Here is a 16,513-nt window from a genome sequence, read left to right on the forward strand (position 1 = left end):
CTCGCGGTCGGGGCGTGCGGGGCTTGGTTCGGTTCGTAGGTGAGACACACGGGGTGGTGCGAGGTGCGCATCCCTGCGTCTGTGGGATCTGTGCGGCACAGTGGAGTCATGACGAACCCGAAGAAGCGGGGACGCGCTGCGGAGCCGGTGCCGGAGCCGCAGGGGCGCAAGGTGCCGGGGGCTGACCTGCTGTCGGCGGCGCAGGCGGCGGTCGGTGCGGCGCAGACCGCGGCGGGGCAGGCTATCGACGCCGCTCAGCAGACCGCGGGGTATGCCTTCGATGCCGCGGTGCGGCTGCCACCGGCTTCGGCGCAGCTGGCCGCGCAGTTGCCGGATCTGGTGGAGAACCTGTCCATCGCGGTGGACCGGCTCAACAGCACCATCGACCGGCTCGACCGGACCCTGGCGCTGGCCGATCCGGTCTTCGCGACCTACGACCGGCTGTTGCCCCGGCTCGAGGCGATGATCTCGCTGGGCGAGGATCTCTTCGGGGCGCTGGCGAAGCTGCCGGGCGTCGGGCTGCTCGGACGGATCACCGGACGCGCGGGGGAGGAACCGCCGCAGGAACCCACCAAGGGAAAGCGTTCGCGCCGGTAGCGCTCAGCTCAGCGCCCGGAATGTCGCCGCGGCCTTCAGCACCATCTCCGCGTACTCGTCTTCGGCGTCGGAGTCGAGGACGATCGCGCCGCCTGCGCCGATCCGCCACTCGTCGTCGTAGCGGACCGCTGTCCGGATGACGATATTGAGGTCGGCGGTGCCGCCTAGGCCGAGGAAGCCGATCGTGCCCGAATAGATCCCGCGCGCTTGGGTTTCCAGCTCGTCGAGGATCTCCATGGTGCGCAGTTTCGGCGCGCCGGTCATCGAGCCGCCGGGGAAACAGGCCCGCAGACAGTCGATCACCCCGGCGTCGGGGCGCAGCGTCCCGCGCACCGTCGAGACCAGTTGGTGCAGGGTGGAATAGGTTTCGGTGGCCATCAACTCCGGCACGTGCACCGAGCCGACCTCGCAGACCCGGCCCAGATCGTTGCGCAGCAGGTCGACGATCATCAGGTTCTCGGCGCGCGTCTTGGGGTCGTCGGCCAGCGACAGGCGCAGGTGCTCGTCCTCGGCGACGGTCCGGCCGCGCGGCGCTGTGCCCTTGATCGGCTTGCTCTCCACCACCCGGTCCCGGTCGATCTTGAGGAACCGCTCCGGCGACGAACAGGCCACATCGAGGCCAGGGAAACGCAGATAGGCGGCATACGGCGCCGGGTTGCAGCGGCGCAGCCGTCGATACAGCGCGAGCCCGTCGCCGGGGGCCGCGGCGACCGCGGCCGCATCGGTCAGGCAGATCTCGTAGGACTCGCCCGCGTGCAATCGCTCCTGGCAGACCGCGATATCGGCCAGATAGCGATCGCGGCCGCGGACCAGATGCGCCTGGACGGCATCCGGATCGGCGGGGACAGGCAGGTCGGCGGGATTGACCCAGGTGGGCAGATCGGCCAGTGCCGCATCCGTCTCGGCGAGCCAGCGATCCGCCCGCTCGATGTCGTCCTCGGCCAGTGCCAGCAGGTGCGTGCGCCCGGCTTCGTGATCGACGACGATCAGCCGATCGGCGAAGATCCAGCCTGCGTCCGGGGTGGGGGAGCGGTGCGCCGCGCTCGCGCCGCAGTCGGCCTTGACCTCGTAGCCGAGATAGCCCACATAGCCGCAGGCGAAATCGAAAGGCAGGGGTGGGGTTTCGCAGTGTCTGCGCCGGAGTTCGCGGTCGAGATAGTCCAAGACCGTGCCGGGGACCGACCTGCTGCCCTCGGCGTCCGTCACCGTGACGGCGCCCGCACCGACCCGATAGCCGACGACCTCGGCGTGCGGTCCGCTCGCGTCACCGAGGAAGGAGAACCGGTCGAGCCCGGGTTCGACATGTTCGCTGTCGAGCCAGAACGCGGTCGGCGACTCGGCGTAGCGGCGCAGGAAGATCGCCTCGGTATCGATGGCGCGCTCGATCATGCTGTGCCGCAACACGAATCGACGTTCGGGTGTGATCTGCGGAGACAGGTCGCGCGGTCCGCGTACGAGGATCGGCGCGCCGTTGTGGGTGCGCGCCTTGGTGAGATCGGCGAAATTGCGCAGCAGCGCGGCGCCGAATTCGCTCGACACCGATTCGGGATGGAACTGCACACCCCACTGCGGCCGCTCGCGGTGGCGCACGCCCATGACCACACCGTCGCTCGTCGACGCGGTCACCTCCAACACCTCGGGCAGCGGTTCCTCGGCGGCCAGCGAGTGATACCGGACGACGGTGAAATCCTGCGGCAGCCCGGCGAACAGGTCGCGATCGTCGTGCGCGACGCGATCGAGGTAGCCGTGCCTGGCCTCCGGCGCGCGGCCCACCGTGCCGCCCGCGCCGACCACGATTCCCTGGTGGCCGAGGCAGACGCCGAGCAGCGGCAGCGTCGACTCCGCGATCACCGCCGTCGACACCCCCATGTCGCGGGCGCGATCGGGACGGCCGGGTCCGGGCGAGATCACCACATTGTCGAAGCGGTCGAGTGCGAGCTCGGCGTACTCGTCATTGCGCACGACGGTCGGCTCGTTCCCGTTGACCTCACTGATCAGCTGATAGAGGTTGTAGGTGAACGAGTCGTAGTTGTCGATCAACAGCGTGCGCATCCTGGCAGAAATCCTACGTCGGGCCCACCGGAGACCCGCCTCGGGCACAATGATCGCCATGTCTGTTTCGCAACCGGTCGATGTCGACCCGACCATCGCGGATTTCGCGGCGATCGGGCGCTGGATGGACGAACGTGGCCTGCCCGGCGGCGCGTTCGGTGCAGTGACCCCGATCGGCGGTGGCACGCAGAACATCATGCTGCGCTTCACCCGTGGCGACCGCGAATACGTGTTGCGACGCGGACCCAAGCACCTGCGCGCCAGAAGCAACGACGTGATCCGGCGCGAATCGCGACTGCTCGGCGCGCTCGACGGCACCGAGGTGCGCTCGCCCCGGGTCATCGCCGCCTGCGACGACGACGGCGTGATCGGCGCGGTCTTCTATCTGATGGAGCCGATCCACGGCTTCAACCCGCAGACCGAACTGCCCGCCCTGCACGCGGGCGACCCGGAGATCCGGCGGCAGATGGGCCTGTCCGCGGTCGAGGCCATCGCCCGCCTCGGCTCGCTCGACTACCAGGCGCTCGGCCTGGCCGACTACGGCAAGCCCGAGGGTTTCCTGGAACGCCAGGTGCCGCGCTGGCTGCGCGAACTCGACTCCTACTCCGCCAACGAGGGCTACCCCGGCCCGCGGATTCCCGGTGTCGATCAGGTCGGCGACTGGCTCGAGCGAAACCGGCCGACCACCTGGACACCGGGCATCATGCACGGTGACTGTCACCTGGCGAACATGATGTTCGAGTACGACAGCCCGCAGGTGGCGGCGATGGTCGACTGGGAGATGTCCACCATCGGCGACCCGCTGCTCGACCTCGGCTGGCAGCTCGCGACCCGCCCGGTTCCCGGCACCGTCGGCGCGGGCCTGATGGGCACCCTCGGCACCGTCGGCGGCCTGCCGACACCGGCGGAGATGATCGAGCACTACGGCAAGTTCTCCGACCGCGACCTGAGCAACGTCACCTGGTACGAGGTGCTGGCCTGCTTCAAGCTGGGCATCGTCCTCGAGGGCACCTACGCGCGCGCGTTCGCGGGCAAGGCGCCCAAGCCGGTGGGCGACTTCCTGCACGCGGTGACCATGGAACTGTTCGAGAAGGCGCGTCAGCTGATCGCGTGATGCCCGGATCTCGCCGATGATTGGCAGAATATTGATGGATCGAAAGATTCAGACATTCTAGGCTGACGGCATGATCGTTCCCGACACCAAGAACTGGACCTGGGTCCTCGAACGCGCCTGTCCCGACTGCGGATACGACGCCGAGCGGACCGCCTACGCGGCGGTTCCCGAGCGCACGCTCGACAGTGCCGCCCGGCTCGGCGCCGCGCTGGAGCGCTCCGATGCGCGGGTCCGTCCCGACGACACGACCTGGTCGGTGCTCGAGTACGGCGCCCACGTGCGCGATGTGTGCCGGATCTTCGACACCCGCCTGGCCCTGATGCTGGCCGGTGACGGTGTCGTGCCGCCGCAGTTCGAGAACTGGGATCAGGACGCGACCGCCGTCGCCGACCGCTACGGCGAACAGGACCCGGCGCGGGTCGCGACCGAGCTCGCGGTGGCCGCCGAGAAGACCGCCTCGGCCTTCGCCGCCGTCCCCGCCGATCGGCTCGAGCTGCGGGGCGCGCGCAGCGACGGGTCGCTGTTCACGGTCGCCTCGCTGTCCCGCTACTTCCTCCACGACCTCGTCCATCACGTCCATGACGTGCGGGGATAGATAATTCTCGGCAATATTTCTAGAACGTGTTTCAGAATCGGGCGATTCTTCGTTAGGGTGAGTGCAATCACAACGAGGCACAAGCTTGGCGAGAGGTCGACCGGACATGAAGACGAAGGGCGCGATCCTGTGGGGCACCGATCAGCAGTGGTCGGTGGAGGAGATCGAGGTCGGCGATCCCGTCGCCGGTGAAGTGCAGATCCGGATGGAAACGGCGGGCATGTGCCACTCCGACCATCACATCGTCACCGGCGCGACGCCGATGCCGGGCTACCCCGTGATGGGTGGGCACGAGGGCGCGGGTGTCATCACCAAGCTCGGCCCGAACTGCCCCAGCGACCTGGCCGTGGGCGACCACGTCATCCTGTCGTTCATCCCGGCCTGTGGCCGCTGTCCCGCGTGCGTCGCGGGCAACATGGCGCTGTGCGACCTGGGCGCGGGTCTGCTGATGGGCCAGGCGATCTCGGACGGCACCTACCGCATCCAGGCGCGCGGCGAGAACGTCATCCCGATGTGCCTGCTCGGCACCTTCTCCCCGTACATGACGGTGCACCACACCTCGGTCGTGAAGATCGACCCGACCATCCCGTTCGAGGTCGCGTGCCTCGTCGGTTGTGGCGTGCCGACCGGCTTCGGTTCCTCGACCCATGTCGCCGAGGTGCAGCCGGGCGAGACCGTGGTGATCGCCGGCATCGGCGGCGTCGGCATGAGCGCGCTGCAGGGCGCCGTGCTCTCCGGTGCGTCGAAAGTCATCGCCATCGACCCGAATCCGTGGAAGCGCGAGCAGGCGCAGAAGTTCGGCGCCACGCACACCTATGAGAGCATGGCCGCCGCGATCATGCCGATGATCGAGGCCACCGAGGGGCGGATGGCCGAGAAGGTCATCCTCACCATGGGTGAGATGCACGGCGACTACATCGAAGAGGGCCTGATTCTCACCGCCAAGGCGGGCACGCTGGTCGTCACCTCGATGGGCCGCATGGACGCAGGCGACGTGAAGATGAACAGCTTCCTGCTGTCCATGCTGCAGAAGACGGTGAAGGGCTGCATCTTCGGCGGCGGCAACGCCCGTCAGGACGCGCCGCGGCTGCTGTCGCTGTACAAGTCGGGTCAGCTCAACCTCGACGACATGGTCACCCGCAGCTACTCGCTGGAGGAGATCAACCAGGGCTACCAGGACATGCTGGACGGCAAGAACATTCGCGGCATCATCCGCTTCACCGAAGCCGACTGGTAAGTCACCGCCGACGTTCCCGCTCGGCGAGCCGGACCGCGACCTGCGCGATCAGATCGTACGGAATCGGTTCCCCGAGTGGAAATTTCAGGGTGCCACGGCCCGCTGTGTAGGGCTCGATGGCACGTTCGAACTCCTCGTCCCCCTCGGGGATGGGGTACACGCTCACATGCACCTTCCATCCGGCGAAGGACATGAACGCCCGGCCGTCGAGGGTGGCGGCCGGGATGGCGTAACTGATCTTCTCGCCCGCCTCTGGCACTACCCGGTGAATCGTCTCCCGGATCTGCTGCAGGACGGCGCGCTCCGCCTCCGGCAGGCCGGCCAGATAGTCGTCGACCGAGGTCGGTGTCGCGGCCATGATTTCCTCCTGCTGCGGGACGCGCGGGTGGAGCGGGCGCTGTCGATTCTACGACCGGACCACCACCTCGCCCGGCTGCCCCGCGGCGATCAGACGGCCCTCCCTGAGCACCAGGCAGTGATCTGCCTTGTCGGCCTCGGCCAGGTCGTGGGTGGCCTGCACGACGGTGACCCCCGCGGCGCTGACCTCGGCCAGCACCTCCGAGATCGCTGCCTGAGAGGCCGCGTCCAGGCCCGTCGCCGGTTCGTCCAGCAGCAGCAGATCGGACTGTTGCGCCAGCGCTTGGGCGAGCAGCGCGCGCTGGCGTTGTCCACCCGAGAGGGTGTCCAGGCGCCGGGCCGCCAGAGCGGTGAGATCCATCCGTTCCAGGCAGGCGCGGGCGATGGCGCGGTCCGCGCGGGTGAGGCGCCGCCACGGTCCGCGATGCGCCCAGCGACCCATCGCCACGGTCTCGCCGACGGTGAGCGGCAATGTCGGCGGAATCGCGGTGTGCTGCACCACGAATGCGGGCCGTCGGGTGGTGCCTCGCCGCACCGCGCCCGACTGGGTGGGCACGGTCCCGGCGAGTACGCCGAGCAGGGTCGATTTCCCTGATCCGTTGGGTCCGACGATCGCGGTGATCTGTCCGCGCGGAATCGTCGCCGACACCCCCGACAGCACCGGCGTCGAGCCGTAGCCCGCCGTCAGCTGCTCGATCTCGATCGCTGCGCCATCTGTGTGCTGCATCTCACCTCAATTGAAACGATAATCGTTTTCAGTATATCGTTCCGCGCTATGGATTGGCTGTTCGCCCCGTTCGAGGTGGCATTCGTGCAACGAGCGCTGTGGGGTGGGCTGCTCGTGTCGTGCGTCTGCGCGCTGGCGGGGACCTGGGTTGTGGTGCGCGGCATGGCCTTTCTCGGTGACGCGATGTCGCACGGGATGCTGCCGGGTGTCGCGGTGGCGGCCCTGCTCGGCGGGAACCTGATTCTCGGGGCCGCGATCAGCTGCGCTGCCATGGCGTTCGGTGTCTCGATGCTGGGGCGCAGCAAGCGGTTCGCGCTGGATACCGCGATCGGGCTGCTGTTCGTCGGCATGCTCGCGGCCGGGGTGATCATCGTGTCGCGATCGCAGTCGTTCGCCGTCGATCTGACCGGGTTCCTGTTCGGTGATGTGCTGGCGGTGCGGTCGCGTGATCTGCTGTATCTCGGTGTGGCGCTGGTGATCGCGCTCGTCGTCGCCGTGCTGGGGCATCGGGCGTTCGTGGCGTCGACCTTCGATCCGCGCAAGGCGCACACCCTCGGCTTGCATCCCAAGGCGGCGCAGGTGGCGCTGATCGGGCTGGTGACGCTGGCGATCGTGGCGTCATTCCATGTCGTCGGGACCCTGCTGGTGTTCGGGCTGCTCATCGCGCCGCCGGCCGCGGCGGTGTACTGGTCGGATCGGATTCCGGTGGTGATGGTGGTCGCGGCGCTGATCGGCGGGGTGTCGACCGCGGTGGGGCTGCTCATCTCGTGGCACGCGCAGACCGCGGCGGGCGCGACCATCGCCGCCGTGGCCGTCGGCGCGTTCTTCCTGTCGGCGATCATCGCCGCGCTGCGGGACCGGTTCGGTGCGCGCCGGATGGGTGTGGCCTCGGTGGCCGCGCTCGCGGCGCTGCCGCTGGTCGGGTGTGGGTCGGGGGAGCCCGCGGTGGTGGAGGAAGCGCCGCACGGGTTCGTTGCCGGTGCCGAGGAGATGTCGGAGGCGCAGAGCCGGTTGATCGTGGCCGATGCGGGCACCGGGGAGATGCGGGTCGTCGACCTCTTGACCGAGAAGGTGACGTCGATCGATGCGGGAACTGTGAAAGCAGGTTCCCCGCAACCACCTTCAGCAGAGGGCGGGTCGGCCCTTGGCGCGATTCGGCTCGTTGGCGACGGCCGGTTCGGGTTCGCGAGTTCGGGTGGGCGTCTCTCGATCGCGGACAGCGGTGCGTGGACGGTCGACCACGGCGACCACCGGCACTATTACAGCGCGCCGATTCGCGCGGTCGGATCGGGCGATATCTCGGTGGTGGGACTGTCCGAGGCGGGAAGGTCGAGTGCAGGACAGGGGCCGAGTGCAGCGCCGGGGCCGAGTGCAGCGGCTGGGCCGAGCGCAGCGCCGGCGCCCAGTGGTGCGGCAGGGCCGAGTGCAGGGCAGGGGTCGGGCGCAGCGCCGGGGCTCGGTGGTGCGGCAGGGTCGAGTGGCGTGGTGGTCTCGGCGCACAGCGATCCCGTTGCCGTAGCGGTTGTTTCAGATGTCGGCGAGACCATGGTGTTCGATCGTGCGGCGCTGGGCGAAGGTGTGGTTGCGGAGCCGCGGCGGATCGACGGCATCGCGGTGCCCTACGCCGAGCGGCTGCTCGTCGCCGACGGAACGGGACGCGTGGAGGTGCGCGGACGCGACGGTGCGGCGGGGGACGTGCAGTCCGTGACGTGCCCGGATCCGCAGGGGCAGGCGGTGACCCGGCGCGGCGTCGTCTTCGGATGCGCGGACGGCGCGATCGTCGTGGCACAGCGGGACGGCGGGTTCGTCACCGAGAAGATCCCGTACCCGGCACCGCCCGCGGAGCGCGCGACCGCCTTCACCCATCGGCCCGGCAGCACCACGCTGACCGCACTCGCCGGCCGAAACGGGGTGTGGACCCTCGACGTCAGGAAGAAGACCTGGACGCTGACACCGATCACCGACGTGGTGGCGGTGAACACGGCGGGCGAAGGATCGTCGCTGCTGGTGCTCACCCGTGACGGTGTCCTGCACGGACTCGACCCGGTCACCGGCGCGGAGACAGCGCATCTCGCCTTGATCCCCGGCCCGGTCGACGATCATGCCTCGATCCATGTAGACCCGGATCGCGCCTACGTCAACGATATTCGTGCGCGCACCATCCACGAGATCGCCTACAACGACAACCTCCGGGTGGCGCGTACGTTCCCGCTGGACATCGCGCCTTCGCTGATGGTGGAGACGGGGCTGTGAACGCGAGGAACAACACCACCTACCCCTCCTCGGCCGACCTCGCGGCGGTCGCACTGTGCCGGGCCGTTTGGCGACCGTTGGCCGGGGTTGGGTGGCGGCCGCGTGCCCTCGCCTGTATCGGCTTTCGATCGTGGCTGCCCGGTGCAGTGGCATCCCATGAACTGCGGCGGTTGCGAAGAGTGTCGTCCGCGTTCGTCTCCAGCCGTCGTATACATCGGCGGAGGCCGTTGTCCGCCGTCATGGTCTCGGCTGTCGTCATGGCGGTACTGATGCCGTTGGCCGCCGCCTGTTCGAGCGGCACCGACCGATCCGGGATTGTCGTGACGACCAATATCCTCGGTGACCTGACCAGGGCGGTCGTCGGCGATACCGTGCCCGTGACAGTGCTCATGCAGGCCGGGGCCGATCCGCATTCGTTCGCGATCTCGGCGCGGCAGGCGGCCGATATCGAACAGTCGGCGCTGGTCGTGCACAACGGGTTGGGCCTGGAAGAGGGCGTGGCCCGGCATGTGCAGGCGGCCGCTGCGGCCGGGGTGCCGACGCTGGCTGTGGCCGAACGGGTCGACCCGATCGCGTATACCACCGACGAGTCAGCGGGAAAGCCGGACCCGCACTTCTGGACCGATCCGCAGCGGGTCCGCAAGGCCGTCGAGGCGATCAGTGCGGCAGTTCTCGCGCAGGTCGACGGCATAGATGCCGGGGCGGTCCGTGCGAACACCGACCGCTACCTCGCCGAGCTCGACCAGCTGGACCGGTGGATGACCGACCGCTTCGCGGCGATACCGGCCGAACGCAGGCAACTGGTCACCGATCATCACGTCTTCGGCTATCTCGCACAGCGATTCGGCTTCCGCGTCATCGGGGCGGTGATCCCCAGCGGCACCACCCTGGCCTCACCCAGCGCCGCCGATCTCGACGAGCTCGCCGGCGCGATCCGGGCAGCGGGCGTCGGCGCGATCTTCGCCGATTCCGCACAGCCCGACCGGCTCTCGCGCGTCCTGGCCGAGCACACCGGTGTGCCGGTGCAGGTGATCGGCCTGCACACCGAATCGCTCACGGCAGCCGGCGGCGGCGCGGCCACCTATCTGGAGATGGCGCGCGCCAACACCGAGGCCATCGCCCGTGGCTTGTCCGGGCCGACAACGTAGTTCACGCAGGAGAAATGGAGCAGCACATGCACAGTCGGTCACGGATCACCATGATGGTGGCCATGTCCGGGGCCCTCGCCTCGGTGGTCGCGCTGAGTGGTTGTGGCGCGGACGATGCCGCGCACGACCATGAGCACACCCCGGGCGCGGAGCCGATCGCCCTCACCTTCGACGGCGGCATCTACGTCCTCGACGGCGCCACGCTGGCCCAGCAGGGCGAGGTGAAGCTCGACGGGTTCAACCGGCTCAATCCGGCAGGCGACGACGATCACCTCATGGTGTCGACCAAGGACGGGTTCCGTGTCTTCGACGCCTACGCCAAGGAATTCACCGGCACCGAATTCCCCGCGATCAAACCGGGGCACGTCGTGCGGCACGCGGGCAAGACCGTGCTGTTCGCCGACGGATCCGGCGAGGTCACCCTCTTCGACTCGGCGCAGCTCGCGCACGGTACGCCGAAGACCGAGGTCTACCAGGCGGCCGCGCCGCACCACGGTGTCGCCATCGAACTGAGCAACGAGCAGCTGGTACTCACCCTCGGCACCGAGGACAAGCGTGTCGGCGCCGTCGCACTCGACGGAAACCGCAAGGAGCTCAGCCGGAACGAGGACTGCCCCGGCGTGCACGGTGAAGCGACCGCCCAAGGCGAAGCGGTGGTGATCGGCTGCCAGACCGGCGCGCTCGTCTACCGCGACGGGAAGTTCACCAAGGTCGCCAGCCCGGACCCCTACGGCCGGATCGGCAACATGTCCGGCAGCGAGGTCTCGCCGATCGTGCTCGGCGACTACAAGGTCGACAAGGACGCCGAACTCGAACGGCCACAGCGGATCTCACTGGTGAACACCACCGACGGCACCCTGCGCCTGATCGATATCGGCACCAGCTACACCTTCCGCTCGCTGGGACGCGGCCCGGCCGGTGAGGCCTTGGTGCTCGGCACCGACGGCAAGATCCACGTCATCGACCCGGTCGCGGGCACGGTCACCCGGACCATCCCGGTGATCAGGACCTGGCAGGAACCACTCGACTGGCAGGACGCGCGGCCTGCGCTGTTCGTACGCGGCGGGGTCGCCTACGTGTCGGACCCGACGACCAAACAGGTGCACCGGGTGGACCTGGCCGACGGAAAGATCACCGCCACAGCCACATTGACGTCGGCGCCGAACGAGATCAGCGGCGTCGCCGGACACTGATCGAGCTAGGAGCCGACAGCGCGCATCGGTGGGTCTGCCCGCCGATGCGCGCTGCGGCGCTGTCCGCTCGTTCGTGACGCCGCCCGCCGCCCGTCGGCCGGATTGCGCGGGATATCAGCCGACGCAGCGCAGGACGGCGTCGCGCAGGTTGCGGCTGCGGACGTCGTCGAGGATCGCCATGCCGAGACGGTTCATGCTGTAGCCGAAGCCGAGGCCCGTCGTGGGATCGGCGAAGCCGAACGATCCACCCAATCCCGTTGTGCCGTAGGCGCGTTTGTCCGAGCCGAAGCGGAAACTGCCGCGCGACTTGCGGAATCCCAGGTGGTAGCGGCTCTTGGTGTGCAGTACCAGGTCGCCGGCGGGCACGTCGTCCGCGGTATCGGCGGCGGCCAGCAGATCGAGCACGTCGTCGCCGATCGGCAGCGCACCGGTGCGACCGGCCGCCGCACCGTAGACGCGGGCCAGCGCGCGGGCATTGCCGACGCCGTTCATGCCGGGCCACTCGATTTCCAGGAACTCCCGGCGGGCGGCGCGGGCAGGCGCACCGGGGCGCGGATTGGTCAGCGCCGCATAGGAAAGCCCCCGCTTGGCGTAGACCTCGGCGCCGATCCGCACCGGGATGTCGGCCAGTTCGTAGCGCAGGATGTCGAGGCCCTTCGTCGCCGACAGCTGGGCGACCCGCTCCATCGGCTCGGACTCGGGGAGCCCGATGTACATATCCGCGTCGACCGGGGCGGCGATCTCCTCGGCGAAGAACCGGCCGAGGCTGCGGCCCGCCGGATCGACCCGGCGCAGGAGTTCGCTCTGATACAGACCGAGGGTGAGCGCGTGGTAGCCGTGCCGTGTGCCGGGTTTCCACGCCGGTTTCTGCGCGGCCAGCAGCGCGCCGAGAGCGTCACGGTCGGTCAGCTCGCGCAGTTTCACGATCCGGTCCAGCCCGGACAGCCCCGCCTGGTGATCGATCAGCTGGCGGACGGTGATCTGTTCTTTGCCGTTCGCGGCGAACTCCGGCCAGTATTTCGCCACCGGCTGCTCGTAGTCGAGCAGCCCGCGCGAGACGGCCGTGGCGATCGTGAACGCCGCCATGCCCTTCGAGGAGGAGAACACCGGCACGATCGTGTCGCGCTCCCACGGCACCTCGCGCCGACGATCGCGATGCCCTGCCCACAGGTCGACCAGTGGCTGTTCACCTGCGTAGACGGCGACGGCGGCGCCGATCTCGCCGTGGTCGGTGAAGTTGCGGCGCAGGGCGTCGGCGACGGGGCCGAAACCGGCCGCCACGTCGCCGTGGATCGATGGTGCGGGACTCATGGTGACTCGATCGTAGCGGCGTCTCGTACGCTGCCGATATGCGTTCGTTCGAGCAGGTACAGCACTGGCCGGTCGCCAACGCCGCCGCCGCGGTCGTCACAGCAGGCGGTGCGTCGACCACCGGCGACACCGAGCGGGTCTTCCGGCTCGCCTCGGTCACCAAACCGCTGGTCGCCTACGCCACGCTGGTAGCGATCGAGGAGGGCGCCGTCGAACTGGACCAGCCGGCCGGTCCGCCCGGGTCGACTGTCCGCCATCTGCTCGCCCACACCTCCGGCGTCGCCTTCGCCACCCCCGATGTCATCGCCGCCCCCGGCGCCCGCCGCATCTATTCCAGTGCGGGCTTCGAACTACTGGCCGACTTTCTCACCACGAGCACCGGCATCGCGTTTCCGCGGTATCTGCACGAGGCCGTGTTCGAACCGCTCGGCATGCGCGGTGCGGTCCTCGACGGCCCCGCCGGGCACGCGGCCGAAGCCTCGGTGGACGACCTCGTCCGGTTCGCCACCGAGTTGCTGACACCCGAATTGATATCTCAGCAAACCCTCGACGACGCGACCTCGGTGCAATTCCCCGGCCGCGATGGCATCCTGCCCGGATTCGGTTCCCAGCGACCCAACGACTGGGGATTGGGTTTCGAAATCCGCGACGGGAAATCCCCGCATTGGACGGGTTCCGCCAATTCCGGACGGACCTACGGACACTTCGGGCAGTCCGGCACGTTCCTCTGGGTCGACCCCGAAATAGGGGTGGCGACGATCGCGCTGAGCGACGAGAATTTCGGCGACTGGGCTCGAACAGCGTGGCCGAAATTCAGCGATTCCGTGATCGCAGAGACACACAACACGCTGTGAAGTAACACCCGCAACACCGAACACTTCAGTACACTCGGGCCACGCCAGTCCGCGACGGGTCGTTGGGGAAGACGCTCCTTGTCGAGGCTGGAGGTGTTGGTAGTGCGCGCATCGAGTCAGTTCGCTGATGCGACGGCGGGTGTGGTCTACATCCACTCATCGCCCGCCGCGTTGTGCCCGCACGTCGAATGGGCACTGTCCACCGCGCTCTCGTCCCCCGCGAAATTGCGCTGGACCGCGCAACCGGCCGACGGACAACTGCGCGCCAGCAGCGATTGGATCGGCCCCGTCGGCACCGCATCGCGGATTGCCCAATCATTGCGCGCCTGGCCGGTTCTGCGCTTCGAGGTGACCGAGGATCCCAGCGAAGGCGTCGACGGCGAACGCTACAGCTTCGTTCCCGCGCTCGGTCTCTGGCACGGATCCACCGGCGCCAACGGCGATGTGATGCTGGGCGAGATGCGATTACGTGCCTTACTGCAAGCCGCCAGTGAACTCGGCGGTCACGGAGCGTTCGACCTGTCCGCGGAGATCGACCGGGCGCTGGGGACGCCGTGGGACGAGGATCTCGAGACCTACCGGCAGGGAATCGATTGCGTCGGCGCCGAAGTCACCTGGCTGCGGCGCGACGTGGGCTGACGGAGATTTCCTTGACCCAGCACATCCCGTGGCCCGAATCGCCCGGCGTCTTCCGCGGCCGCGGGGCGATGCGCTCGAGCCGGTAGCCGAGTCGGCGGGGAACGGCGGCGCTGCGGATATTCTTGGCGTCGCACCGGATTTCGATGCGAGTGATGCCGGGGAGTGCCAGCGCGATCGTGGTCAGCGCCCCGGCCGCCCTGGTGATCACGCCGCGGCCGACATGATCGACATGGCACCAGTAGCCGATCTCCACAGTCGCCGGACCGACCCGGTCGTGGAGCCCGACCACGCCGAGCAGATGTCCGTCGCTGCCGAAGATGCCGTAGTTGAAGCCGCCGTCCGGTGTGGGCCAGTGCGTTGTCACCGTCTCGTGCGCCGCCCGCATCTCGTCGAAGACCGGCGGTCGCGCCGCCCAGTCCATCCAATGATGCAACTGCTCGAACGAGGCGGTGACCGCCGCGAACTTGGCTGCCAGATCCTCGGGTTGCCACCGGCGAATCACGAGATCGCCGACCACCACCCGGTCGGGCGGCACGATCCCCGGTCCCAGCGCCGACGGCTGTTCGGTGTCCATCCTTCGATCGTGATCGACCGGTCTGTGCGCGTCCAATGAGATTTCGCCACGTCGGCCGCCACCCCGGACCGGATGATTCGGAGGGTCAGTCGGCGAGGAACCGGCCGGCGTTGTCGGCTGCCCAGCGGGCGAAGGTGGTCGCCGGGCGGCCGGTGATGTCCTCGACGCTGGTGATGGGCAGGGTGGCGGGGTCGGGGGTGTAGTCGGTCAGGACGTTGTCGACATACCAGGTCGTGTTGTCGCCCATGGTGGGAGTGAGAGCGGCGATGGTTTCGTCGCGGGAGGACCGGCGGAAGATGATGTCGCGGTCGAGGGCGGTGGCGAGGTGGCGGACCAGCTCGGTGCGGGTGAGGACTTCCGGGCCCGCCAGCGGGTAGGCGCGGCCGTGGTGGGTGTCGGAGAGCAGGGCGGTGGCGGCGACGGCGGCGATGTCGTCCATGGCGACGGGGGCGGTCGCGGTGTCGGGATAGGGCTCGCTGACGGTGCCGGTCTCGCGGATCTGCTGCGACCAGGTCAGGGTGTTCTCCATGAAGTCGGCAGGCCAGAGATGGGTCCAGGCCAAGCCGCTGTTCTCGACCGCTGTGCAGACGGTGCCCCACCAGCTCTCGGGCTCGCCGGACAGGTCGACCACATGCCGTACGCCTGCCGCGCGAGCCAGTGCAAGCACCTCGGTGACATTGTCCGGCGTCGGCGCCAGGTACATCCGCTCCACGCCGTCGAACGCCGCGGGCAGACTCTCCGGCCTGCGCAGATAGCCTACGACCACCTCCACCCCGGCCGGGAGCGCCGCCCGTCGCGGGTTGGTGGTCAGTGCGCGCACATCGGTGCTGCCCGCGGCGAGCAGATGGTCGACAACCATGCGGCCGATGTTGGCGGTGGCCCCGGTTACCAGGATGGTCATGTGTTTTTCCCTCCGGTACGGCTCGATGAAAAACCCATTCTGCCGACAAAATTCGCGACGCTGCCAGTCCGGATCCGCGGCGGCACGGCAACCGGATCGCCGCCGTTCGGAGTGATGTCGACGGCGATGGGAACCTGTCCGCGCGTTCGGCGCCGAGCGCAACCTCGCCTGAATACCGGAAAATCTGGTGATGTTTTTCCGTTATCACCGCAGGTGGGTTCCCCTCGGTCCTTAACGATGCGAAAATGTTCGCGGATCGAGATCCGGTCCAGCAGAGTATGTTCCGCCGATCTCGGCGGGCAGACTGGAGGGGCAAGATGACATTCTCGTCTCGAACAAGTTCGGGCGCACGGCGATTGGGCGCGATCGCCGTTCTCTCAGTAGGGGCTCTCGGCCTCGCGGCCACCACCGCACACGCCGGACCAGCGGCAGCGGTTCCGATCGTCCAGGGAGTCGAAGGGGGAGTGGCGTTTACGGCGAGCCCGCTCGCCGACGGCTCCGGGCTCACCGCGTCCGTCGCGGACGGCACCTTCAGCCTCGCCGGGGGCGTGGTGACCCTCACGGATCCGGCAGGCCGGGTTGTCGCCACCGTGCCGACCCACATCGTCACCGGCGCGGGCAATTTCGACCTCGCCGCGGGTATCGCCGCCGACGGCCAGTCGGTCACCCTGCGTCCCGTCGCCGCACCGGCCGTCGTCACCGACAACATGGCCGCCTTCGTCGACGAAGCCAGTGACGCCCTCGCCCGCAAGCAGTACAACGCGGGCATCGGCGCCCTGATCGGCGCTGGTATCGGCGCGGTACTCGGCTTCTTCCTGGGCGGAGTCGGCGCCCTGGTCACCATCCCGATCGGTGCGGGCATCGGCGCCCTCATCGGCTACTCGACGCCGTAGTGAACCGGTGTGGTGGGCGGCCCGCGGGGGGGGCCCCCCAAACCCCCGGCGCCGCGGGGGGGGTTGGA

General features: G+C 68.7%; 16 protein-coding genes. 10 read left to right on the forward strand and 6 right to left on the reverse strand.

The genetic code is table 11. The features are described from left to right. The first annotated feature begins 108 nt into the window (after positions 1–108). The gene (locus tag ACWF9G_RS08035) at positions 109–597 is read left to right on the forward strand and encodes a hypothetical protein (RefSeq protein WP_452514502.1); all 489 of its coding nucleotides are present in this window, start codon (positions 109–111) and stop codon (positions 595–597) included. 3 nt (positions 598–600) lie between these two features. Here the strand turns inward: ACWF9G_RS08035 and pabB are convergent, their stop codons facing one another. Further along, complete coding sequence (gene pabB / locus ACWF9G_RS08040; RefSeq protein ID WP_452514503.1) at positions 601–2,649, reverse strand: aminodeoxychorismate synthase component I; 2,049 nt, start codon at positions 2,647–2,649, stop codon at positions 601–603. Between the two features lie 49 nt (positions 2,650–2,698). Between pabB and ACWF9G_RS08045 the strand changes: the two genes are divergently transcribed. The 3 genes from ACWF9G_RS08045 to ACWF9G_RS08055 all read left to right on the forward strand — a co-directional run bounded on the left by ACWF9G_RS08045 (position 2,699) and on the right by ACWF9G_RS08055 (position 5,595). Beyond that, the gene (locus ACWF9G_RS08045; RefSeq protein ID WP_379310917.1) at positions 2,699–3,763 is read left to right on the forward strand and encodes a phosphotransferase family protein; all 1,065 of its coding nucleotides are present in this window, start codon (positions 2,699–2,701) and stop codon (positions 3,761–3,763) included. Between the two features lie 70 nt (positions 3,764–3,833). Beyond that, a complete protein-coding gene (locus tag ACWF9G_RS08050; protein ID WP_452514504.1) occupies positions 3,834–4,358 on the forward strand; it encodes a DinB family protein in 525 nt (174 codons plus the stop codon). Positions 4,359–4,464: 106 nt separating this feature from the next. After that, a complete protein-coding gene (locus ACWF9G_RS08055) occupies positions 4,465–5,595 on the forward strand; it encodes an NDMA-dependent alcohol dehydrogenase (RefSeq protein ID WP_379310915.1) in 1,131 nt (376 codons plus the stop codon). Between the two features lies 1 nt (position 5,596). Here ACWF9G_RS08055 and ACWF9G_RS08060 read toward each other — a convergent pair whose 3' ends face one another. Beyond that, complete coding sequence (locus ACWF9G_RS08060; protein WP_379310914.1) at positions 5,597–5,953, reverse strand: iron chaperone; 357 nt, start codon at positions 5,951–5,953, stop codon at positions 5,597–5,599. A gap of 48 nt (positions 5,954–6,001) precedes the next feature. Then, positions 6,002–6,679, reverse strand: a complete 678-nt coding sequence (gene aztA / locus ACWF9G_RS08065; protein WP_452514505.1) for a zinc ABC transporter ATP-binding protein AztA — start codon at positions 6,677–6,679, stop codon at positions 6,002–6,004. Here aztA and aztB point away from each other — a divergent pair. The 3 genes from aztB (at position 6,671) to aztD (ending at position 11,273) form a co-directional block, all read left to right on the forward strand. Continuing rightward, positions 6,671–8,932, forward strand: coding sequence for a zinc ABC transporter permease AztB (aztB, locus tag ACWF9G_RS08070; RefSeq protein WP_452514506.1), 2,262 nt, complete (start codon positions 6,671–6,673; stop codon positions 8,930–8,932). The genes aztA and aztB overlap by 9 nt on opposite strands. A gap of 239 nt (positions 8,933–9,171) precedes the next feature. Further along, positions 9,172–10,080: a zinc ABC transporter substrate-binding protein AztC gene (gene aztC, locus ACWF9G_RS08075; protein WP_452514587.1), complete on the forward strand. Its 909-nt coding sequence runs from the start codon at positions 9,172–9,174 to the stop codon at positions 10,078–10,080. Between the two features lie 26 nt (positions 10,081–10,106). After that, the gene (aztD, locus tag ACWF9G_RS08080) at positions 10,107–11,273 is read left to right on the forward strand and encodes a zinc metallochaperone AztD (RefSeq protein WP_452514507.1); all 1,167 of its coding nucleotides are present in this window, start codon (positions 10,107–10,109) and stop codon (positions 11,271–11,273) included. Between the two features lie 114 nt (positions 11,274–11,387). On the opposite strand, the gene ACWF9G_RS08085 is transcribed toward aztD, so the two are convergent. Next, positions 11,388–12,584: a serine hydrolase domain-containing protein gene (locus ACWF9G_RS08085; protein WP_452514508.1), complete on the reverse strand. Its 1,197-nt coding sequence runs from the start codon at positions 12,582–12,584 to the stop codon at positions 11,388–11,390. A 38-nt stretch (positions 12,585–12,622) separates the two neighbouring features. On the opposite strand from ACWF9G_RS08085, the gene ACWF9G_RS08090 reads away from it, so the two are divergent. Both ACWF9G_RS08090 and ACWF9G_RS08095 read left to right on the forward strand, forming a co-directional pair. Then, on the forward strand, positions 12,623–13,438 hold the full coding sequence (locus ACWF9G_RS08090; RefSeq protein ID WP_452514509.1) for a serine hydrolase domain-containing protein: 816 nt from the start codon (positions 12,623–12,625) through the stop codon (positions 13,436–13,438). A 102-nt stretch (positions 13,439–13,540) separates the two neighbouring features. Continuing rightward, entirely contained in the window at positions 13,541–14,077 is a 537-nt protein-coding gene (locus ACWF9G_RS08095) for a DUF3145 domain-containing protein (protein WP_452514510.1), read from the forward strand. Here ACWF9G_RS08095 and ACWF9G_RS08100 read toward each other — a convergent pair. Then, entirely contained in the window at positions 14,049–14,651 is a 603-nt protein-coding gene (locus tag ACWF9G_RS08100) for a GNAT family N-acetyltransferase (RefSeq protein WP_452514511.1), read from the reverse strand. The genes ACWF9G_RS08095 and ACWF9G_RS08100 overlap by 29 nt on opposite strands. Before the next feature lie 85 nt (positions 14,652–14,736). Further along, a complete protein-coding gene (locus ACWF9G_RS08105; protein WP_452514512.1) occupies positions 14,737–15,552 on the reverse strand; it encodes an SDR family oxidoreductase in 816 nt (271 codons plus the stop codon). Between the two features lie 464 nt (positions 15,553–16,016). Between ACWF9G_RS08105 and ACWF9G_RS08110 the strand changes: the two genes are divergently transcribed. Continuing rightward, a complete protein-coding gene (locus ACWF9G_RS08110) occupies positions 16,017–16,445 on the forward strand; it encodes a hypothetical protein (protein ID WP_452514513.1) in 429 nt (142 codons plus the stop codon). Positions 16,446–16,513 lie beyond the last annotated feature (68 nt).

This window comes from Nocardia sp. NPDC055029 (assembly GCF_053608525.1).